The 21865-nt window shown below is 67.3% G+C and carries 16 protein-coding genes and 1 pseudogene; 6 read left to right on the top strand and 11 right to left on the bottom strand.

From position 1 onward, the window contains the following. The first annotated feature begins 6 nt into the window (after positions 1–6). Together ACRHIG_RS08745 and ACRHIG_RS08740 are read left to right on the top strand one after the other, a co-directional pair. Positions 7–3123 (top strand): efflux RND transporter permease subunit, encoded by a 3117-nt coding sequence (locus ACRHIG_RS08745; RefSeq protein ID WP_489629951.1) that lies wholly within the window; start codon positions 7–9, stop codon positions 3121–3123. Positions 3124–3231: 108 nt separating this feature from the next. Then, positions 3232–4212, top strand: coding sequence for a hypothetical protein (locus tag ACRHIG_RS08740; RefSeq protein WP_489629950.1), 981 nt, complete (start codon positions 3232–3234; stop codon positions 4210–4212). An 18-nt stretch (positions 4213–4230) separates the two neighbouring features. Here ACRHIG_RS08740 and ACRHIG_RS08735 read toward each other — a convergent pair whose 3' ends face one another. From ACRHIG_RS08735 to ACRHIG_RS08705, 7 genes are all read right to left on the bottom strand, one after another. Further along, positions 4231–4971 (bottom strand): hypothetical protein, encoded by a 741-nt coding sequence (locus ACRHIG_RS08735; protein WP_475414802.1) that lies wholly within the window; start codon positions 4969–4971, stop codon positions 4231–4233. A gap of 108 nt (positions 4972–5079) precedes the next feature. Next, entirely contained in the window at positions 5080–6474 is a 1395-nt protein-coding gene (locus tag ACRHIG_RS08730; RefSeq protein ID WP_489629949.1) for an efflux transporter outer membrane subunit, read from the bottom strand. Beyond that, positions 6471–7658, bottom strand: coding sequence for an HlyD family secretion protein (locus tag ACRHIG_RS08725; RefSeq protein ID WP_489629948.1), 1188 nt, complete (start codon positions 7656–7658; stop codon positions 6471–6473). Before ACRHIG_RS08725 ends, ACRHIG_RS08730 begins: the two co-directional genes overlap by 4 nt. Further along, positions 7645–9183, bottom strand: coding sequence for an MFS transporter (locus ACRHIG_RS08720; protein WP_489629947.1), 1539 nt, complete (start codon positions 9181–9183; stop codon positions 7645–7647). Before ACRHIG_RS08720 ends, ACRHIG_RS08725 begins: the two co-directional genes overlap by 14 nt. 343 nt (positions 9184–9526) lie before the next feature. Then, positions 9527–11938: a catalase gene (locus tag ACRHIG_RS08715; RefSeq protein WP_489629946.1), complete on the bottom strand. Its 2412-nt coding sequence runs from the start codon at positions 11936–11938 to the stop codon at positions 9527–9529. A gap of 240 nt (positions 11939–12178) precedes the next feature. Beyond that, a complete protein-coding gene (locus tag ACRHIG_RS08710) occupies positions 12179–12532 on the bottom strand; it encodes an ElaB/YgaM/YqjD family protein (RefSeq protein ID WP_475414807.1) in 354 nt (117 codons plus the stop codon). 331 nt (positions 12533–12863) lie between these two features. After that, complete coding sequence (locus ACRHIG_RS08705) at positions 12864–13277, bottom strand: DoxX family protein (RefSeq protein WP_489629945.1); 414 nt, start codon at positions 13275–13277, stop codon at positions 12864–12866. A gap of 183 nt (positions 13278–13460) precedes the next feature. Here ACRHIG_RS08705 and ACRHIG_RS08700 point away from each other — a divergent pair, with 183 nt between their 5' ends. The 3 genes from ACRHIG_RS08700 (at position 13461) to ACRHIG_RS08690 (ending at position 15989) form a co-directional block, all read left to right on the top strand. Continuing rightward, complete coding sequence (locus ACRHIG_RS08700) at positions 13461–14438, top strand: alpha/beta fold hydrolase (protein ID WP_475414809.1); 978 nt, start codon at positions 13461–13463, stop codon at positions 14436–14438. Between the two features lie 172 nt (positions 14439–14610). Next, on the top strand, positions 14611–15336 hold the full coding sequence (locus ACRHIG_RS08695) for a sensor histidine kinase (RefSeq protein WP_489629944.1): 726 nt from the start codon (positions 14611–14613) through the stop codon (positions 15334–15336). A gap of 8 nt (positions 15337–15344) precedes the next feature. Then, positions 15345–15989 carry a response regulator gene (locus ACRHIG_RS08690; RefSeq protein ID WP_489629943.1) on the top strand — a complete coding sequence of 215 codons (645 nt, stop codon included), beginning with the start codon at positions 15345–15347 and terminating at the stop codon, positions 15987–15989. Positions 15990–16012: 23 nt separating this feature from the next. On the opposite strand, the gene ACRHIG_RS08685 is transcribed toward ACRHIG_RS08690, so the two are convergent. Both ACRHIG_RS08685 and ACRHIG_RS08680 read right to left on the bottom strand, forming a co-directional pair. After that, positions 16013–16294, bottom strand: a complete 282-nt coding sequence (locus ACRHIG_RS08685; RefSeq protein ID WP_070310324.1) for a XapX domain-containing protein — start codon at positions 16292–16294, stop codon at positions 16013–16015. 72 nt (positions 16295–16366) lie between these two features. Continuing rightward, a pseudogene (locus ACRHIG_RS08680) lies at positions 16367–17052 on the bottom strand (hydrolase). Between the two features lie 165 nt (positions 17053–17217). Between ACRHIG_RS08680 and ACRHIG_RS08675 the strand changes: the two are divergent. Beyond that, positions 17218–17883, top strand: coding sequence for a response regulator (locus ACRHIG_RS08675; RefSeq protein WP_489629942.1), 666 nt, complete (start codon positions 17218–17220; stop codon positions 17881–17883). On the opposite strand, the gene ACRHIG_RS08670 is transcribed toward ACRHIG_RS08675, so the two are convergent. Both ACRHIG_RS08670 and ACRHIG_RS08665 read right to left on the bottom strand, forming a co-directional pair. Further along, on the bottom strand, positions 17857–20931 hold the full coding sequence (locus tag ACRHIG_RS08670) for a sensor histidine kinase (protein WP_489629941.1): 3075 nt from the start codon (positions 20929–20931) through the stop codon (positions 17857–17859). The two genes, ACRHIG_RS08675 and ACRHIG_RS08670, sit on opposite strands and share 27 nt — an antisense overlap. 8 nt (positions 20932–20939) lie before the next feature. Then, positions 20940–21638, bottom strand: a complete 699-nt coding sequence (locus ACRHIG_RS08665) for a YoaK family protein (protein WP_489629940.1) — start codon at positions 21636–21638, stop codon at positions 20940–20942. Between the last annotated feature and the right edge of the window lie 227 nt (positions 21639–21865).

Below are 21865 nucleotides of genomic sequence, written 5' to 3'. Positions count from 1 at the left end.
GAGGCCATGAATTTTTCCTCCCTCTCGATCAAGAATCCGATCCCGGCCATCATGCTGTTCGCGCTGCTGACCCTGGCCGGTCTGCTGGCCTACAAGGCCAATCCGGTGCAGGATTTCCCCGATATCGAACTGCCCATCGTCACCGTCAGCGCGGTGCTGCCCGGCGCCGCGCCGGCCCAGCTGGAAACGGAAGTGGCGCGCAAGATCGAAGACTCCGTCGCCACCCTGCAAGGCGTGAAAAACATCTACACCAAGGTGCTCGATGGCGTCGTCACGGTGACCGTCGAATTCATCCTGGAAAAGCAGATCGCCGAAGCCGTCAACGACGTGCGCGACGCCGTCGCGCGGGTCAAGGCGGACATGCCGGCCGAACTGCGCGACCCCACCGTCACCAAGGCATCCACGGCCGGGCGCGTGGTGCTGACCTTTATCGCCACGGCGAAAGGGGGCGTGGACAACCCGCTCGACGCGCCCGACCTGTCCTGGTTCGTCGACAATACGGTGGCCAAGCGCCTCCTGACCGTGCCCGGCGTGGGCGCCGTCACCCGCGTGGGCGGCGTCTACCGCGAGATCCAGGTGGAACTCGACGAAGCGCGCATGGCCGCATTGAAGGTCTCGGCCCTCGACGTCTCGCGCCAGCTGCGCCTGGTGCAGCGCGAAGCGCCGGGCGGCCGGGGCGACGTCAGCGGCGCCGAGCAATCGGTGCGCACCATCGCCACCGTCAAGACGGCCGATGAACTGTCGCGCGTGGAAGTGCCGCTGCCGGACGGCCGCCATGTGCGCCTGGACCAGGTGGCCACCGTGCGCGACACCATTGCCGAACCGCGCGCGCTGGCCGAGCAGGATGGCAAGACGGTGGTCGCCTTCGAGGTATTCCGCACCAAGGGCGCCAGCGAAGTGGCCGTCGCCAAGGGAGCGCGCGATGCCATCGCCGATCTGCAGAAGGAAAACCCCAACGTGGTGCTGCAGCAGTCGATCGACAATGCCTTCCCCGTCGAGGAAAACTTCGACGGCTCGATGGAGCTGCTGTACGAAGGCGCGCTGCTGGCCGTGCTGGTGGTGTGGTGGTTCCTGCGCGACTGGCGCGCCACCCTGGTGGCCGCCGCCGCCCTGCCCCTGTCCGTGATGCCGGCCTTCCTCGGCATCTACTGGTTCGGCTACACGCTCAATACCGTCACCCTGCTGTCGCTGGCGCTGGTCGTCGGCGTGCTGGTCGACGACGCCATCGTGGAAATCGAAAACATCGAGCGCCATCTGCGCATGGGCAAGTCACCGATGGAAGCGGCCATGGAAGCGGCCGACGAAATCGGCATGGCGGTGATCGCCACCACCTTCGCGCTGGTGGCCGTGTTCCTGCCGACGGCCTTCATGAGCGGCATTCCCGGCCTGTTCTTCAAGCAGTTCGGCTGGACCGCCGTGCTGGCCGTGCTGGCCTCGCTGGTGGTGGCGCGTCTGCTCACGCCGATGATGGCGGCCTACATATTGAAACCGCTGCCGCACAAGGAGGAACAGGATGGCTGGCTGATGACGCGCTACCTGACGGTCATGCGCTGGTGCCTGAACCACCGCGGCATCACGGCCATCGCCGCGGCCCTGTTCTTTGTCGGTGCCATCGCGCTCGTGCCGCTGCTGCCGACCGGTTTCGTGCCGGCCGCCGACCGCGCACAGACGCAGATCAACCTGGAACTGCCGCCCGGCTCCACCCTGGGCGAAACGCAGACCGTAGCAGCGATGGCGCGCGACGCGGCCATGCGCACGCCGGGCGTCAAGGGCGTCTTCAGTTCGATCGGCGGGGGCTCCAGCGGCGACGCCTTCGCCCCCGGCGCGGCAGCCGAGGCGCGCCGCGCCGTGCTGACCCTGACCACCGTGCACCGCACCGAGCGCAAGGAATCGATGGCGGACCTGGAAACGCAGCTGCGTCACAAGCTCGATACGATCCCCGGTGCCCGCTTCACGGTGGGGCCGCCCGACACGGGCGTCAAGATGCAGCTGGTGCTGCGCTCGGAAGACCCGGTGGCGTTGACGACGGCGGCGCAAAAGGTCGAGCGCGAGCTGCGCGGCCTGAAAGGCATCGGCAACGTCAATTCCAGCGCCTCGCTGGTGCGTCCGGAAATCATCGTGCGCCCCGATTTCGCCAAGGCGGCCGACCTGGGCGTGACGGCGGCCGCCATCGGCGAGACCGTGCGCGTGGCCACGGCCGGCGACTACGACACGGACCTGACGAAAATGAACCTGCCCGAACGGCAGGTGCCGATCCGCGTCAAGCTGCCCAACAGCGTGCGCGCCGACCTGGCCGCCATCGAGCGCCTGACGGTGCCCGGCAAGAATGGCCCCGTGCGCCTGGCGAACGTGGCCACGGTGACGATGGAAAGCGGCCCGGCGCAGATCGACCGTTTGAACCGCAGCCGCAACGTCACCCTCGACGTGGAACTCGGTTCGCGCACGCTCGGTGAATTGAACGAGGAGGCGCGCGCGCTGCCGTCGATGAAGAATCTGCCGCCGTCCGTGAAGATCGCCGAACTGGGCGACGCGCAGGAAATGGCCTCGCTGTTCGCCAGCTTCGGCCTGGCCATGCTGATCGGCGTGCTGTGCATCTACTGCGTGCTGGTGCTGCTGTTCAAGGACTTCATGCAGCCGGTGACCATCCTGGCGGCGCTGCCGCTGTCGATCGGCGGCGCCTTCGTGGCCCTCCTGATCACGGGCAGCGCCCTGTCGATGCCGTCGATGATCGGCCTGATCATGCTGATGGGGATCGTCACCAAGAACTCGATCCTGCTGGTCGACTATGCGATCCTGGCGCGCCAGGCCGGCATGAACCGCTTCGATGCGCTGGTTGACGCCTGCCACAAGCGCAGCCGCCCCATCCTGATGACGACGATCGCCATGGGCGCCGGCATGATGCCGCTGGCGCTGGGCTGGGGCGCCGACCCCAGCTTCCGTTCGCCGATGGCCATCACCGTCATCGGCGGCCTGATCACCTCGACCTTATTGAGCCTGCTGGTGGTGCCGGCCGTGTTCACCTATATCGACGACCTGGAGCACCTGCTCAAGCGCGGCATGGCGAAACTGCGCCGCCAGAAGGCGCCGCTGCGGCGCGATGACAGGGTGGCGCTGGAAAAATAAACGCCAGGCTGATTGCAAAATCGCCCCCTGCGGGCAAGGAAGCGGGGGACGGGCCGCCAGGCCGCGCTCCCTCGCTTTCATCTATCTGGCATACTGCGCCCATTCTCCATGACCGCAATCTGCCCTGCCTATGAATTACCGCACCCCGCTCGTCCTGCTGATGGCCTCCGCACTGCTCGGCGCCTGCTCGGAAAAACCGCACCCGCCACGGCACAGGAAGCCGCCGACGCGCCAGCAGCAGCCGTCGAACCGGCGCCGGCCGACATTGTGCCGCCGCCGTCCGCCACCGCGCCCAGGACGGAAGCGATGAACACGCCGCAGGCGCGCGAGCGCGAAGCAGGCATGATGCGCGCCGTCTTCGGCAAGGACTACCGCGGCGACAGCGACGACGCACTGGCCGACCTGTCCGATCCGGACAACCACGTCGACAAACTCAGTTACGTCGTCAGCGCCGTCAGCCACAAGCTGTTGCCCGATGGGCGCGCCATCCTGGTGGCGAATGCGGAAACGGCGAATACGGAAGGCACGGCCGAATCGGCGCATGCCTCGCCGGGCCTGTTGAACGTCTTTTTCCTCGCGCCCAAGGGCCAGCCGGAAGACGGCCAATGGCAAGTCGTGAAACGCCTGGAAAACATCGCCACACTCGGCTCATCAGGGCAGCTCGGCGAAGTGCACTGGGTCATGCTGGGTGCGAACAAGCCGGGACTGGCGATCCGCCATGGCTACACGGGCCAGGGTTACACCATCACGCAACTGGCCTTGTTTGAAATCGGCGACGGCAAGGTGACCGCGATCGATGGCGGCATCGACCTGTATTCGGACAATATGGGTGCCTGCGGGCCTGACACGGACGAGTGCTGGATGGTCGACGGCAAATGGCGCTTCGCGCCTGCGCGCGATGGCGGCGCCTACGACGACTTGCTGATCGATTTCAAGGGCGCCTCCGAAAAAATCAAGCCGGGCGTCGCGGTCAAGCAGGACGAAGACCCGCCGCGCATCGCCACGCCACTGAACGGCCACGCGCGCTATGGCTTCGATGGCAAGGGGTATAAATTAGTCGAAGGGAAGAATCCAGTGCCTGGCGTGTAAGCCGGCACCGGCAAGCCATCAGCGGCGCGCCGCCTCCAGGCGCGCCAGCAGCGGCGCATACATGGCACGCGTATGGCTGCTCCAGCGGGCCATGGCGCTGTCGATATCGAGCAGCAGACGCTCCGACAGCACCTTGTCGCCCTGCTGCAGCGCCCAGATCGCGCACTCGGCGCGGCACTCGAAGCTGTTGTAGCGCGTCAGCGCATCGTCGAATTCCGCCTTCGCTTCCTGCTGTCGCCCGCTTTGCGCCAGCGCGCGCGCCGTCAGCAGGGACACCATCTCGGGACGGAAATGGATGTCCGTGCGGCGGATGAATTCCAGGTGCGTCAGCGCTTCGGCGCCGCGCGCGCATTCCAGATAGGCGCGCGCCGCGCCCAGGCGAATTTCCAGGTCCGATGAAAACGCTCCCCGCAGGCAGGCTTCGTACGTCGCTGCCGCTTCCTGCGCAGCGCCCGCCTCCAGCTGCGCGCTGGCCAGGCGCATCTGGTTTTGCGCCGTCGGCGTGTACTCGAAGGCCGCCTTCGCCTCGCGCAGTTCGCGGTTCGGATCGAGCACCTGCACGGCCACCGAGGCGACCTTGCGCGCGCCTTGCGGCAGGCGCGAATTGGGCAGGTAGATGGCGAAGAAATACACCACGCTGCCCAGCAAGGGGAACATGAATAAAATGAGCAGCCAGTACAGCTGCTGCCCGTTGCGCACCACGTGGATCGCAAAAAATACCGCGATCAGGATGTGGATGCCTATGCCAAAAATCGTCATGCTGCGACCTCGTTCGTTCGTGATGGAAGCGGCTGGCACCATGCCGCCGCTTTCCCTGGTCAGAATATTACACTGGCGGCGGCGAACGGCCGCGCCGGACACGCGCCCCTATTGCGCCTTGGCCGACCAGCCGCCGCCCATGGCGCGGTAGAGGTCGACGGAAGCGACAAGGATGCGCGTCTTCAGTTGCAGCAGTCCCACGTCGGCGCTGTACAGGGTACGCTGGGCGTCGAGTTCTTCCAGGTAGGAGGCGTAGCCATTGCGGTAGCGGTTGTGCGCGATGCGCAGGGTGTCCGCCGCCGCGGCGCGGCGCGCGTCGTTTTCCACGGCTTGCTGCCGCAGCCGGTAGATGGCGCCCAGGCTGTTCTCCGTTTCGGCGAAGGCGTTGCGCACCACGTTTTCATACACGTACACGAGCTGGTCGCGCTGCGCGCCGGCCGCATCCGTCTGCGCCTGCACCCGCCCGCCATCGAACAGGGGCCCGGCCGCCAAGGCCGTCAGGCGCCACAGGGCCGTGGGCGCATGCAGGAAATCGGTGAGGGTCGTCGCCTGCCCGCCGCCGGCCGCCGTCAGCTTGAACGAGGGCAGCAGCTGGTCGCGCGTGGCGGCCAGGCTGGCATTGGCGGCCGCCAGGTTGTGTTCCGCGCGCGCGATGTCGGGCCGCCGGCGCAGCAGTTCGGACGGCAGGCCGGCCGGCACGCCAGGCGCGGCCAGCTCGGCCAGCGGCAAGCCGCGCGCGATGGGGCCGGGATTGCCGCCGACGAGGACGGCCAGCGCGTTTTCCTGTTCGAAGATCTGCCGCTGCAGCTGCGGCACCTGCTCGGCCGCCGCATGGTATTCCGATTGCGCCTGCAGCCATTCCAGGCGCGAGCTGTAGCCCACCTCGAACTGCTTGCGCGCCAGCTCGCGCGACTGTTCGCGCAGCTGCAGGGTCGATTGCGTCAGCGCCAGCTGCGCGTCGAGTCCCCGCAGATTCAGGTAACTGGTCGCCACGCTGGCGGCGATCGACAGGGCCGCGGCATCAAGGCTGGCCTGCTCGGCGCGGTAGCTCTCGGCGGCGGCGGCGCTCAGACTGGCCAGCCGGCCCCACACGTCGATTTCATAGCTGGCCTGCAGTTCCGCCTGGAAGACATTCGTCACATACGGCTTGCCGCTGGACGCCAGGGTGCGCGTGCGCGTGGGCGAACCGTCGAAGGCCAGATTGGGCGCGCGGTTCGCGTCGGCCTGCGCCAGGCGCGCGCGGTATTCCTGCACCCGGGCGCGCGCCACGCGCAAGTCGCCATTGCGCGCCAGCGCCTCGCCCACCAGGTCGCTCAAGACGGGGTCGCCGAAGGCTTGCCACCACAGCTGCTCCACATGGGCACCAGCCGCCGCAGGCGCGCCGATGGCTTGCGCGCGCCAGCCGGAAGGCAGCTGCAGTGCCGATGCGGGCTGCGGCGGCGCCTTGGCGGCGCAGCCCGCCAGCGCCAGCGCGGCGGCCATCAGCAGGTGACGGCGCTTCATGACTTGGCCTTCTTCGGTGCAGGCGGTGGCGCCGGGTTGTCCGCCGAGTCGTTCAGCACGGCCGACGTGTCGACGCTGACCACCACCGACATGCCGGGCACGAGCCGGCGCGCATTCGCCTGGCCCGGATCGATGCGGATGCGCACGGGAATGCGCTGGGCAATTTTGAGGTAGTTGCCCGTCGCGTTATCGGCCGGCAGCACGGAAAACTCGGACCCCGTGGCCGGCGAGATGCGCTCCACCTGGCCCGTCAACACGGCGCCGTCGAGCGCGTCGACGTGGAAGGTGGCGCTTTGCCCTTCCTGCACGCCGTTCATCTGCGTTTCCTTGAAATTGGCGATCACCCACATCTGGCGCGGCACCAGCGCCATCAGCTGCGCGCCCGAATTCACGTAGGCACCCTGGCGCACCGTCACCTGGCCCAGCTGGCCATCGGAGGGCGCCACGATGCGCGTGTTATCGAGGTCGATCTTCGCCGCCTTGACGGCCGCCTGCGCATTCGCCACGGCGGCCTCCAGCGCCTGCTTGTTGACCACCACGGAATGCACGCTTTGCTGGGCGATGTCGAGATTGGCCCTGGCTTGCGCCAGCGCTGCCGCCATCTGCGCCTGCGTGGCGCGCGACTGGTCGTGTTCGCGCTGCGACAGCGAGCCGTCCGCCACCAGCTGCTCCACACGATGGAGGTCGGCGCTGGCCTTGCTCGCCTGCGCTTCCGCGTTGGCCAGCGCCGCCTCGCTGACGGAAATGCCCGCCTGCGCGCTGGCCTTCTGCTGCGCCCAGTTCGACAGGGCCGCCTGCTGCGCCGCCAGCTGGGCCTGCGCCTGCTCGTAGCGCTGCTGGTAGATGCGGTCGTCGATGCGCACCAGCAGCTGGCCTTCCTTGACGTCCATGAAGTCCTGCACCGTCACTTCCACCACATAGCCCGACAGCTGCGTGCCGATGATGGTCACCTGCCCCCGCACGGTGGCGTTTTCCGTCGTCACGATGGGACTGGTGAACGGCGGCAGACGCCACGCATACAGCACGATCAGCACGCCCACCAGGGCCACGGCGGCAAAGGCCAGCGCGGACAGCCACTGGTGGCGCCGGTCCGGCTGCGGCGGCGTGCTGCTGGCCGCGGGCGGGGGCGCAACTGGCGTCGGTGCAGGGGTCGGTACTGGCGGCGTGGTGTTATTTTCTGTCATTGCTCGGTTCCGAATTGGTAATGGGGACGATGGCCATGGCCGTCTGCGCATCGCGCACGGGGCCGGCCAGGCGGCGCGCGCCGGTGGTGATGCGGGTCCAGGACTGGCTGACCAGCATCCAGATCAGGGTGGCGATGGCGACGCCGGCGATCATCAAAAAGACGCCGTTGTAGGCCAGCACATTGGCTTCGCGCGTGGCGACGGCGCCCAGGCGGGCCACGCCCTGGGCGCTGCGCAGGGCCGGGTCCGTCAGGACGCCGCCATAGCTTGCGGCTCCGGACTGCACGCGCGCGGCCACCTGCGGGTCGAGCATGGTGAGGTGCTCGACCAGGTAGCTGGAATGGTATTTTTCGCGCGCCGTCTGGATGGTGCCGACGATGGCCGACCCGAGCAAGCCGCCCAGGTTCTGCGTCATGGTAAACATCACGGAAAAACTCACCAGGTTGCGCGGTTCGGCGATCACGGCGCCCATGCCGGCCACCATGGTGGGACCGAGGAAATACGTGCCGCCAAAGGCCAGCAGGAACTGGCTGACATACATGTTGACGGGGCGCGTCTGGCTGGTGGCGTGCGCATCGATGAGCGCGCCGGCAGCGATCAGCAGCAGCGCGAACATCAGCGAGCGGTGCAAGGTCGCCGGATTGATCGTCAGCGCGCTGACCACCAGGCCCGCCACGCTGCCCAGCAGGACCACGACGAACAGGTTCTGCATCTGGTCCGTGTTCAGCCCCAGCGCCTGCAGGAAGCCCACGGCGCCCGTCGATTCGGACAGCACGATGCGAAACAGCAGCACAGATAAAAACAGCTTGGCGATCTTGCCCGTGGTGAGCCAGCGCGTGTTGAGCAGCGGGCGCGCGCGGTTATGCTCGATGGCCAGCGCGGCGGCGATCAGCACGATGGAAGCCGCCAGGCAGACACCCACCCACTCCGATTCCATCCACCACGCCGTGCGTCCCTGCGCCAGCACAGCGCACAGCAGGGCCACGCCGGGCGCGAACAACATAAAGGTGAGGAAATCGAGCGGCTCGAACGTCTGCACGCGGTCGCCGGGCGGCAGTTTCAGGGCCAGCACGCAGCCCAGCGCCAGCAGGGCCAGCCCCAGCTCGAACAGGTACAGGCCGTGCCATTCGCCGATCTGCAGCAGTTCGGATGTGAAGATGCGCGCCAGGGGCAAGGCCAGCTGGGCAAAGCCCAGGCCCAGCACCACGCCCTTCAGGCGGTGCCGCGCGGGAAACGCCTGCAAGGTGTAGTACAGCCCCAGCACACCCAGCGCACCGCCCACCATGCCATGCGCGGCGCGCACGGCGATGGCCGACGGCAAGGTATTCGCATACAGGTGGGCGAAGGTGACGAGCGCATACAGCACCAGGAACGCTTCCGTAAACAGGCGCAGGCCGAACTGCTGGCGGAACTTCACCAGCAGCAGATTCATGGAGACGATGGTCATCACGTAGGCGGCCGGCAGCCACTGCATCTGGTAGGCATAGGCGGCCAGGGAGCCTTGCAGGTTCAGCAGATTGGCCATCACCAGGCCGTTGCCGAGTCCCCCGTCAGCGCGACGATCAGGCCGACGATGAAATACGCGACACGCTTGGGCGTCGAATGCTCGGGCATCGATGGCGACCCGGGCAAGGTCGGGCGTTCTCCCGGCCCCCAGGTGCGAGGTGTGTACTTGTCCATGCGGTAATCGCGATCCGGTTTGCTGAAGCCGTTCTTTGCTGCAGTGATAGAAATAGTTGCAAATGAACAGTTCTAGTCAGCAGCATATCATCGCAGGACGTTTTTATTGTTTACATTGTTGCGCGAAGTTGCGCACCATGACGTCAGCGGGGCAAGCCAGGCCTGCCCCGCTGACGCTCAAGCGGGCATCACACGCGGGGCGGATCCGTTTCGCGCGCAAACGCCCGGTGCGCGGCCAGTGCCTTTTTAAAGGCCGCCACGCCTTTCACCACGTCGCCCGCCGGCACGACGATGATGGCGGGGTCCGGCTTGCCGTCAGGCAGGGTCGTCGGCACGCCGGCCTTGTCCAGCAAGCCCTTGCCGGCGCCGATGGCCAGCATCGGCTTGCAGTGGCGATACTGCAGGCGCAGGAAGTCGAGCGCGTTGGCGTCGCTGCCCAGCTGCTGCACGGCGCCCTGCCCATCCGGGACCACGACGGCGTCGAACAGCACGGACGGTCCCGTTTCGAGCGAGATTTCCACGTCGAGCGGCGCGCCGCCGCTCGTGTCGACTTTCCCCAGGTGGCTGCCCACCAGGCGCGGCACGGCGCCGTCGGCCAGCAGCGAAGCATAGATGCTGCGCACCTGCGCGCCATCGCTGCCCGGCCCCACGAGGATGGCCACGCGCAGGGTATGGATGCCCGTCTTGCCGGGACGGAAAAAGAGCGACAGCGACGGCGACGGCGGATACGTGGGAATCGGCAGCATGGACACGGGCGGCATGACGGGCGGCAGCGCCAGGCCCAGCGCATCGGCCAGGCGCTGCGCCAGGGTCTCGTCGACATTGCGCAGCATGGCGACGATGCGCTTGCGGATCGCCACCGTCTGCACCTTGCTCAGTTCAAAGCGGAACGCATGCACGATATGGTCTTGCTCGACCGGCGTCTGGCTGATCCAGAACAGACGCGCCTGGCCATAGTGCTCGGCGAATTTCTCGGGCTTGCCGCGCACCTTGTCGCCTTCGGTGGGCGCGGGAAAACTGTTGAATCCCTTCGCGCCCGCCTGGAACGGACAGCCGCCCGCCAGCGAATTGGGCTCGTAGGCGACCCGGCCCCGGTTGATGGCCTGGCGGTGGATGCCGTCGCGCTGGTTGTTGTGCAAGGGCGCCAGCGGAGAGTTGATGGGGATTTCATGGAAGTTGGCGCCGCCCAGGCGCGTGATCTGCGTGTCGACATACGAGTGGATGCGCCCCTGCAGCAGCGGGTCGTTGGAAAAATCGATGCCGGGCACGATGTGCGCCGTGCAAAAGGCCACCTGCTCCGTCTCGGCAAAAAAATTGTCGGGATTGCGGTTCAAGACCATTTTCCCGACGGGGACCAGCGGCACCAGTTCTTCGGGAATCAGCTTGGTGGGGTCGAGCACGTCGAAGGCAAACGCCTCGGCCTGCGCTTCCGTGAAGACCTGGAAGGACAGCTCGTATTCGGGATATTCGCCGCACTCGATGGCTTCCCACAGGTCGCGACGGTGGAAATCGGAATCGGCGCCGCTGATCTTGACGGCTTCGTCCCACACCAGCGAGTGCGTGCCCGCCATGGGCGACCAGTGGAATTTGCAGAATACGGACTGGCCCTTGGCGTTCACGAGGCGGAAGGTGTGCACGCCGAAGCCCTGCATCATGCGGTAGCTGCGCGGGATGGCGCGGTCGGACATGGCCCACATCAGCATGTGCGTGATTTCCGGCGACAGCGAGGCGAAGTCCCAGAAGGTGTCATGCGCGCTGGCTGCCTGCGGCATGCCATTGTGCGGCTCGGGCTTGACGGCGTGGATCAGGTCGGGGAATTTCATCGCGTCCTGGATGAAGAAGACGGGGATGTTGTTGCCGACCAGGTCCCAGTTGCCTTCGTCCGTATAGAACTTCACGGCGAAGCCGCGCACGTCGCGCGCCGTGTCGGTCGAACCTCGCTCGCCGGCGACCGTGGAAAAGCGCACGAAGACGGGCGTGCGCTTGCCCGCCTTGGCGAACGGCGCGGCGCGCGTCAGCTTGCCTTGCTCCTTGTAGCATTCGAAATAGCCGTGGGCGGCCGAGCCGCGCGCATGCACGACGCGCTCGGGGATGCGCTCATGGTCGAAATGCGTGAGTTTTTCACGCAGGATAAAATCTTCCATCAGCGTGGGGCCGCGCAAACCCGCCTTCAGCGAGTTCTGGTTGTCGCCCACGGGCACGCCCTGGTTGGTCGTCAGCACGCAGCCGCTGTCGTCGCTGCGGGCGCCGTCGAGCGAGGCATTGCGCGCATTCTCGCCCAGCGCGGGCTGGCCATCGCCCGTCTTCGGCGACGCCAGCGTTTCGCCCGTGGTGCTGGCCGTGGCCAGCGCTTCGCCGGCCGCCACATGCACGCCTTCGGGCGGCGTGCGCGCCGCCTCGCCATACTGGCCGGCTTCCTTGGGATTATCGGCCATGGCGGCGGACAGCTGCTGGCCGGCGGCCGTCTTTTGCAGCAGCGCGCGGGTCACGTCATTGTCCGCGCCCAAGCTGTGCGGCGCATCGCCGTCGGATGGTCCGGACATGCTGCTCAAAACGGAACCCGCACCGTCCGTGGACGGCGTTTTTTTATTGGTAGCCATTACGTCTCCTGTGAGTAGTTTGCCCCGGGAGAACGCTACAACTCCCTCATTCAGCGCACGAACAGGGCAATCAAAATAATGATGGGAATAGGAATGCCAATCAACCACAACAAAATGGAGCGCATCATCACTCTCCTTTACTGCCTGCTACTACCTTGTGCGCGTGGGCGCCGCTCCGGCCCGCCATGAGGGCAGACCGGGCCAGCGCCCACGACAAATACTTCCAGGAAAGCGTAAAATTTATTTACGCGAACCCAGCAGCTTCGACAGGCCATAACCGGCCGCCGCCGCAATCAGCAGGGACACGGCCGGGCGTTCGCGCACATAGCCGCGGCCCGTTTCGCCGGCGCGCTGGCAGGCGGCGCCCAACTGCTTGCCGCGCGCCATCAGGCGTTCCGAGGCCTTGCTGACGGTGTCGCTGACCTGCTCGATGCGGTCGCCCACCTGGTCCACGCCGTCATGGGCGCGCGTGGCGACCTTGTCGGCCAGGGGCTGGGCCTGGCTCGCCACCTTGTCGATGGTGCGGTGCAAATCCTGGCGGGTATCCTGGGCGGTGCCGTTCATCTCGGAGCTGGTTTTTTCAATCGCGTTCATGATGGTTTCCTTCAAAGGTGAATAAATCAACCATGCTCGATGCCGTGACCGAATCATGATTCTCCTCGCTTCCGGAAAAAGAAGCGGCTAAACGCTGCCGGGCTGAGCCATATCAAATGCTGGATCAGCAGCAAGCTGTTGGCACCACCTTAACCGCGCCCGCCGCCCGCCACCGTGCGGTGCCACACGTTGAAGCACAGACTTAAATTCCTGATGGAAATAACAATCCCCGCCGGCCTGGCGGGGCGGACGGGGATCGGGGTGAAATGGTGTTATTTAGGCGTAGGTCGGGTTAGCGGAGCGTAACCCGACACATCGTTGACATCACCGCTTACGCCCGCAAGCGCGCATCGAGCGAATAGCGTCCCGCGCCACTGATGGCAATGGTGCCGAAGACGATGATCAGCAGCCAGCCGAACTGGCCGTCGGCGATGCTCCAGTCCGGGTGCACGAGCAGCATCGACACGCCCAGCAGGAACAGCAGGGGCAGGCAGGCCAGGCGCGTCAGCAGACCGGCGGCGACCAGCAGCGGGCAGACGATTTCCGCGAACAGGGCGCAGTACAGGGTGGCGGCGCGGCCCAGGTGCAGCGGGTCGTCGATGTGCGCCAGTTCCTCGGAAAAATGCAGCAGCTTGGGCAAGCCGTGCACGTGCAGCACCAGCAGCGCGCCCGCCACGCGCGCAAACAGCAGGCCGGCATCGGGTAAGAAGGGGCCGGCCAGCGCCGCCATCCAGTGTTTCTTCATGTTCGCTCCAGTGGGAAAGGCAGGCGGCGCGGCGCGCCCCGCCAGCCATCATAGGCAGGAGGGAGACCCGGCGCGACTGGTCTTTTGGCAGAGGCGCCGGCGCGCGCGAAGGCCTAGACTGGCCGCTGCCATCACTGGTCCAGGCCCTAAGCGGCCCCTCCCCCATCCCCGAAGGAAAGCATCATGTCGAAGAAAATCGAAGCCGAAGAAGTCAACTCCCGCCGCAAGCTGCTCGTCAGCGTCGCCGGTGTCGCCGCCGGCGCGGGCCTGCTGGCCGCCGGTGGCGCCAGCGCCGCCGCCAAGCCTGCCGCTGCCGCCGCCGCGCCGGGCAAGCTCACCGTCAACAGCGTCACCGTCAAGGACGGCACCGTCATCCATTTCAAGGACTGGGGCACGGGCACGCCCGTCGTCTTCAGCCACGGCTGGCCCTTGCAGGGCGATGCCTGGGAAGACCAGATGATGTTCCTGGCCAGCCACGGCTACCGCGTGATCGCGCACGACCGCCGCGGCCACGGCCTGTCCAGCCAGCCATGGCAGGGCAATGACATGGATACCTACGCCGACGACCTGGCTACCCTGCTTGACGCGCTCGACATCAAGGGCGCGACCCTGGTCGGCCATTCGACGGGCGGCGGCGAAGTGGCTCGCTATATCGGCCGCCATGGCGAAAAGCGCGTGGCCAAGGCCGTGCTGGTGGGCGCCGTGCCGCCGCAGATGGTCAAGTCGGACACCAATCCCGGCGGCTTGCCGATGTCCGTCTTCGACGGCATCCGCGCCGGCGTGCTGGCCGACCGTTCGCAATTCTTCAAGGACCTGACCGTGCCGTTCTTCGGCGCCAACCGTCCCGGCAACAAGGTGTCGCAAGGCATGCGCGACACCTTCTGGCTGCAGGGCATGCAGTGCGGCATCAAGAACGCCTACGATTGCATCAAGCAGTTTTCCGAGACGGATTTCACGGCCGACCTGAAGAAAATCTCCGTGCCGACCCTGGTGGTGCACGGCGGCGACGACCAGATCGTGCCGATCGACGCTTCCGGCAAGGCTGCTGCCAAGCTCATCAAGAACGCCAAGCTGGTCATCTATGAAGGCGCGCCGCACGGCTTGCCGGCCACCCACAAGGACCGCCTGAACGAAGACTTGCTGGCCTTTATCAAGTCCTGATCCGCTCTTTGCTTCCCGCACCGCCGGCCCGCCCGGCGGTGTTTCCTGCCCCTGCCTTGCAAAAAAACCGTCCGCCTCCCCCATTCGTATAAGTGCCCTGGCGACGATGCCATGCATACTTGTTGCAATGCGGCATACGCCGCGACAGCACAGGAGCACGGCGATGGCCAGCATGCATTCTTTACCTCAGCAGCAAGACCCCGGCCTGACGCAGGTGCAGCGCATGGGCGGCATGGGCGAATTTGCCGCATCGGTCGCGCACGAGGTGCGCCAGCCGCTGGCGGCCATCGCGCTCAACGCCGATGCCGCCTTGCGCTGGCTCGACCACGATCCGCCCCGCCTCGACGAGGCGCGCGCGGCGCTGGCCCTGGTCGCCAGCGCCGGCAGCCATGCCAGCGCCGTGCTGCGCAGCGTGCATGGCCTGGCCTGCCATGCGCCGGGCAGCCACGCGCATTTTGTCGCCGACGACGCCGTGCAGGAGCTGCTGCCGCTGCTGCGCGCGCCGCTGCTGCGCCACGCCATCGACCTGCAAACGCGGCTGGCGCCGGGCCGCCCGCTGCTGCATGCCGACCCGGTGCAATTCCGGCAAGTCGTCCTGAACCTGCTGATGAACGCCATCGAGGCCCTGCAGGGCACGAGCGGCCGGCCGCGCACGGTGCTGCTGTCCTCGCGCCTGGATGGAAGCGTGCAGCATTTCAGCATCGCCGACAATGGCGCGGGCATCGCGCCGCAGGCGGCCGCCCGCCTGTACCACGCCCGTTATTCCAGCAAGCCGGACGGCATGGGCATGGGCCTGGCCATCTGCCGCCGCATCCTCGACGCGCATGGCGGCCGCCTGTGGCATGCGCCCGGCGCGCCGCACGGCAGCGTCTTCCACTTCACCCTGCCAACACCATGAGCACAAGCATGCACATGCTCCGCGACGACGACACCCCTATCTCGCTGCTGATCGCCGACGACCACCCGCTGATCCTGGCCGGCCTGGCCTCGCTGATCGCGTCACTGCCCGGCTTGCGCTTATTGGGCCAGGCCGGCACGGGCCACGCCGCCGTGGCGCTGTACCGGGAGCTGCGGCCCGACGTGGTGCTGATGGATTTGAACATGCCGGAAATGCATGGCGTCGAGGCGATCGAGCGCATCTGCGCGGACGATGCGCAAGCGAAGATCGTCATCCTCACCACCTACCAGGGCGAGGACAGCGTGCACCGGGCCCTGCGCGCCGGCGCGCGCGGCTACCTGCTGAAGGATGCCGGCTTCCTGCAACTGACCCAGTGCATCGGCCAGGTGGCCGCCGGCAGGCACTACCTGCCGCCGGAACTGGCGGCGCAGCAGGCAGGCCGCATCGAGGCGAACCGCCTGTCGAAACGCGAGCACGACATCCTGCTGCACCTGTCTGCGGGCAAGAGCAACAAGATGATCGCGCGCAGCGCCGGCATCGAGGTGGGCACCGTCAAATTTCACGTAAATAATATTTTGACCAAGCTCAACGTATCAAGCCGCACCGAGGCGGCCACGGTGGCCGCCCGGCGCGGCTTGCTGGGCGCGTTCTAGCGTTTTGACTCGGCAGGCGGGGTTCAGGCGGCGCCGTCATCCTGCTGCTGCGACTGGGCCTTGGCCAATGCCGGCTTGGCTTCCACGCCGCTGATCTTCGGCACGCATTCGCTGCGCAGCCACGACACGGTCACGGCTTCGCCCGCCATCAGGCGCTTGACGCTGGGGACGATCTGTTCGCCGATCAGCATGCCCAGCAGGCCGATCAGGGCAATGGCTGGCGGCGCCGGCGAGCGTACCTGCAGGACGGCATAGATGATGCCAACCAGCAAGCCCACGGCCAGCGAAATCACATATAACTTCATGGCGCATTCCTTTCGATGAAAAAAACGCCGCGCGCGGTCAGGCGCGCGGCGCATGGCATGGCCGCGCGGCGTTTATTTGGCCGGCACCGGCGCCAGGGTGGCGTGTTCGCCATGGATGCGCTGCGGCGCCTTGTGCACCATCGTGTAGGCGTAATCGACGCCCATGCCGTAGGCGCCCGAATGTTCGCGCACGATGGCCATGACGGCGTCATAGGTCGCCTTGTGCGCCCAGTCGCGCTGCCATTCCAGCAGCACCTGCTGCCACGTCACGGGCACCACGCCGGCCTGGATCATGCGCTGCATGGCGTAGTCGTGCGCTTCCTTCGAGGTGCCGCCCGATGCATCGGCCACCATGTAGATCTCGTAATCGCCTTCGAGCATCGCGCACAGGGCGAAGCTGTTGTTGCACACTTCCGTCCACAGGCCGGAGACGACGACTTTTTCTTGCCGTTGGCGGCCAGCGCATCGCGCACCTTCTGGTCATCCCACGAATTCATCGAGCTGCGCTCGAGAATATCCTTGCCCGGAAAGACGTCCAGCAGTTCCGGATAGGTGTGGCCGGAGAAGCTTTCCGTTTCCACCGTGGTGATGATGGTGGGGATGTTGAACACCTTGGCGGCCTTGGCCAGGCCCACGGTATTGTTTTTCAGCGCCTGGCGGTCCATCGACTGCACGCCGAACGCCATTTGCGGCTGCTGGTCGATGAAGATGATCTGGCAATTGTCGGGGGTAAGGACTTCCAGTTTCGGATTGGTCATGATGTCATCCATGAAGAGTGGGGTTGAGTGGGTACTGCCGTGCATCGTATGCCTGGCGGCGTGCCCGCACCACTATCTAAATATAGGCTCCCCCGAGCAATCCCCCTCGGCAGGCTGGCAGGCGCTGCGGTAAAATACCTTTTGCTCACCATCTTCCGACGACTCTTGATCGATCACTCCTCTTTGCCAGGCAACGTCATGCGCAGCGATGCGGCAGCGATACGCGTCCTCATCGCCGACGACCACCAGTTGCTGCTCGACGGCATCGCGGCCCTGCTGCGCGCCTTTCCCGGCGTGGCGCTGGTGGGCCAGGCCACCGATGGCCAGCAGGCGGTACAGCAATTTGACGCGCTGCAGCCCGATGTCACGCTGATGGATTTGCAGATGCCGCGCATGAGCGGCCTTGACGCCATCGGCGCCATCCGCGCGCGCCATCCGCAGGCGCGCATCATCGTGCTGACCACCTACAAGGGCGACACGCAGGTGCTGCGCGCCATCCGCGCGGGCGCGTGCGGCTATGTGCTGAAAAGCGCGCTGCGCCACGAATTGCTGGCGGCGATACAGAACGTGCACGCGGGGCGGCGCCACATCACGCCCGAAATCGAGGCGGAGCTGGCCCTGTATGCCTGCAGCGACGTGCTGTCGAACCGCGAACTGGACGTGCTCAAGCAAGTCGCGCAAGGCAATTCCAACCGCGAAACGGGCGCCCTGCTGCAGATCAAGGAAGAAACCGTCAAAGCGCACATGAGCACCATCCTGGCCAAGCTGGGCGCCAGGGACCGCACCCACGCCGTCACCATCGCGCTACGGCGCGGCATCCTCGACGCCTGAACGGCGCCAGCGCTGCCACCAGCGTCGCAACGGCCCGTGCGCCGCCGGCCAGGCGCGCCGCGCCGGCACCCGCAGGCGCCACTGCGTGCCGCCCCCGTCGCGCCCGTCCACGGACAGGCGCGCGCCGAGCCGGGCGGCGCGCTCGCGCATGCCGGGCATGCCCCAGTGTCCGGGAATCTGCCCGTTCGCCGCCACCACCGGCGGCAAGCCCTGGCCATCGTCGCGCACGACCAGTTCGATGCCGCCGCGCGCATGGCGCACCGCCACCTCGACCACCTGCGCGCGCGCGTGCTGGAAGGCATTGCGCAGCGCTTCGCTGGCGATGCGATAGATTTCGTGCGCGGCGCGCGCATGCAGCATGCGCGCCTCGCCCTCCTCCGCATAGCGGAACACGATGCCGTGCTGCGCCGCCAGCCGTTCGCCTTCGCGCCGCAGGATGGCGCTCCAGCGCGCGCCGGCATCGTCGCCGGCGCGCAAGTCGTGCACGTGGTCGCGCCCCTCGCCCAGCATGCGGTCGGCGTCGTCGAGGGCGCGCAGCATGGCGGCGCGCGCGGGATCATCCTCGGCGATGGCCATGCTGGCATTGTGAAAGTGCAGGATCATCGCCTGCGTGCCCTGCAGCAGGGTATCGTGCAGCTCGCGTGCGATGCGTTCGCGCTCGGCCTGCTGCGCCTCCATCCGCACCCGCAGGCGCGCGGCGTGCCGGCCCAGCCGCCAGCGGTAGGCGCCGTACGCGGCGGCCAGCAGCGCCGCCGCGCACAGGCTGCGGAACCACCATGTCTGGTAGAAGGCGGGCAGCACGCGGAACGGCAGTTGCGCCACCGTGCTGTCCACGCCGTCGCCATTCGCCGCGATTAGCTCGAAGCGGTAGCTGCCCGGACCCAGGCCCGTGTACTGCGCCAGGCGCCGGCCGCCCGCCTGCTGCCACTCCGTATCGTAGCCGTCGAGCCGGTAGCGGAACTGCAAACGCTCCGGCGTGCCCAGACTGGCGGCGTTGTAATGGAATTGCACGTCGCGCGTGCCGGCCGCCAGTTGCAGGCCGGCGCTTGCGGCTGGGTCGACGCGCCGGCCGTCCGCCAGCAGCGCGCCGATTTCCACGCGCGGCGCCGGCAAGGCCGCAAGCGCCTGGCGCGGATCGATCCAGAACGTCGCGCTCTGGCGCGAAAACCAGATCCTGCCATCGTCCGCTTCGGCCACCGAGCGGTTGTGCAGCATGCCGATGCTGCCGTTCAAGCCATCGACGGCATCGTACGAGGTGGCGCGCATGACATGGGCGGCGTCGCGCAGCGCCAGGTCCACTTGCGCGGCGGGGATGTGCGCGGCGCCGCTGCCGTGATTGAGCCACAGGCTGCCGTCGCGCGCGCGCAGCAGGCCCACCACGCCCTCGGTGGCGCTGGCCGGCTCGCTGCGCAGGGTGACGAAGCGGCCGCCGCGCCACAGCGCCACGCCACGCTGCCCGCCTGCCCACACCTGCCCGTGGTATTCGATCAGCATGGGAATCTTGCCCAGGTCCAGGCCCTGCGCGGGACCGAAGGCGTGCAGCCGCCCCTTTTCCAGCATGGCGACGCTGCCATCGGCATACGACAGCCACAGGCGCCCGGCCGCGTCGGCCAGCAGCGCCAGCGGCACTTTCGCGCCGCCATCGGGCAACAGCGGTTCGCGCCGCCAGGTCCCGTCGCGGTACTGAAAAACGCCGGCGCCGCTGAACACGCCCCAGATGCTGCCATCGGGCGCGAGCACGCCGGCGCGCATGCGCTTGAGCGCGGCCGCGCCCGATGGATAGGCGATCGTGCGCAGCACGCGCCCATCCGCGCCGGCCAGCTGCTGCAGGCCGGCGCGGGCAGCCACCCACAGGCCGCCCGGCGCTGCCAGGATGGCGCTGACGGGCCCAAGGCGCGGCGCGCGCAGCACCGTGCCGTCGGCCCGCGCCAGCAGCAGCGGCCCCAGGACGTCGTCGCGCGACAGCCACATCGCGCCTGCCGGTCCGGCCAGCATTTCCTGGGTACGGAACACTTCGGCCACGCCGGGCGCGGCGCGCGTGCGCAGGACCACGGGCGCGGCCTGGCGGAAACGGTCCAGGCCGCCATACGTGGAAACCCAGACATTGCCTTCATTGTCGTCGCACATGGAGCCGACGAGGACATTGCTCAAGCCATCGCGCGGCAGGAACGATTCCGTGTCGCTGCTGATGCCCAGCTGCCCCGGCGTCAGCGCGCCGGCGCTGCGCGTGCGGTGCAAGCCGTACTGGCTGTCGAACCACAAAGTGCCCGCGCGGTCGACCAGCATGCTGCCGCTGGTGCCGCTCGTGTCGCGGTAAATCCACCGATGATCGAGCTGCTCGTAGCGTTCCAGCGACTCGATGATGCGGATGCCGCGCATCTCCAGCAAGTAAATGCGGCCGTCGGGTCCCTGCTGCGGCGGCGCGCGCAGGTCGAGCCGGCCGATGGGCGGCGCGAAGCGCGACTGCGTCGCCTGCCATATGAACAGGCCTTTTTCACTGAACACGGCGATGCGGCCATCGCGGTCGGCAAACACGGCGGACGCCTTTTGCGCCGTGTAGCCCTGCGCCGGCCCCATCGCCTGCCAGCGCCGGCCATCGAAGCGCGAGATGCCGGACACGCCGGCCGCCCACACGGCGCCGTCGCCGCCGATGGCAAAGCCCCAGATGGCGCCCGCCTGCACGCCCTGCGGCTCGGCATAATTGCGCACCACGCCATCCTTGACGTGGCTGATGCCGCCCACTTGCCAGCCTATCCACATGCCGCCGTCGGCGGCGCGCTTGAGCGCCAGCGCCACCGTGTCGGGAAAGCTGCCCTGGCGCACGCGCACGGGCTCGAAGCGCAAGCCGTCGAAACGGCGCACGCCCGCATGCGTGCCCAGCCACAGGAAACCGTCATTGCCCTGTGCCATGACGATGATGTCGTCGGGCGCGCCGTCGCTGGCCATCCAGCGCGTGTGCTGCAGCTGATGGATGCCGCGCGCGGCATCGATGGCCAGCCCGCAAGGACTGGCCAGCATGAACATCAGCCACAGCAGGAAGGCGCGCATGGCGGCCGTCAGGACACGGGCACGGCGGTCCGTCCGCTACGCTGCTCCACCACGATCAGGCCGCCCAGCAGCACCAGCGGCACGGCCAGCGCCGCGAAACCGAAGACCAGGTAGCCAAAGCCGGCAGCGATGGCGCCCAGCGCAAAGGCCAGCAGCGGCCAGAAGAACTTCCCGCAGCGCGCGCGCGTGCCCCCATCGGCCGCGCCGCGCAGCACGTCGACGGTGTCGAGCACGATCTGCGTCACGTTCCCCGTCATCATGGAGGTGGGCGCCAGATGCGCCAGCAGCAGACGGCTGGTGGCGCTGTGCACGCCCATGGCGGCCGTGCCCAGCAAGCCGGCCAGCATCGCCAGCGTGCCCACCTCCTTGCCGAGCGGCTCGGCCAGCACGCCGAACACCATGAACCCGGCCAGCAAGATCCATTGCAGCAGGAAGGCCAGCGTCAGCGCCGGACCGCCGCGGCGCTCGATGGCCAGCACCATCAGGCGCGTGACGACGATGCCGGTGATAAAGGCGGGAAAGGCGAGGATTTTCAGCAGGATGGGGATGCGCGTCGGTTCAGCCAGCGCGGCGCCGATCAGCACGAAGTTGCCCGTGACATGGGCGGTAAACAAGCCGAACAGGGCGATAAAGCCCAGCGTATCGACATACCCGGCCAAAAAGCCCAGGCTGGTGCCGTATAAACGGCTGTGTGGTGCTTGATCCATGAGGACTCCCTGCGATGCGGTAAACCGCGATAAAAAAATGCATCCGGACGCATGCCCAGCCGCCAATGCCGGCATGGTAAGCCATGTCGCGCGCCGCCGCACCCGTCCTTAGACCAGTCGGCGCGCCGCCATACCTGCCATACCTGATCTTTTGGCCCGTGTCCGCCTCCCGGGCCCTGGGCTACACTGGCCGCAGATCCTGGCCGCGCCCCGGCCTCCCGCATTGC

This window comes from Janthinobacterium sp. C22, from assembly GCF_057919405.1.
Note: the sequence above shows the minus strand (reverse complement) of the source record. Positions and strands in the feature narration are given on the sequence as shown.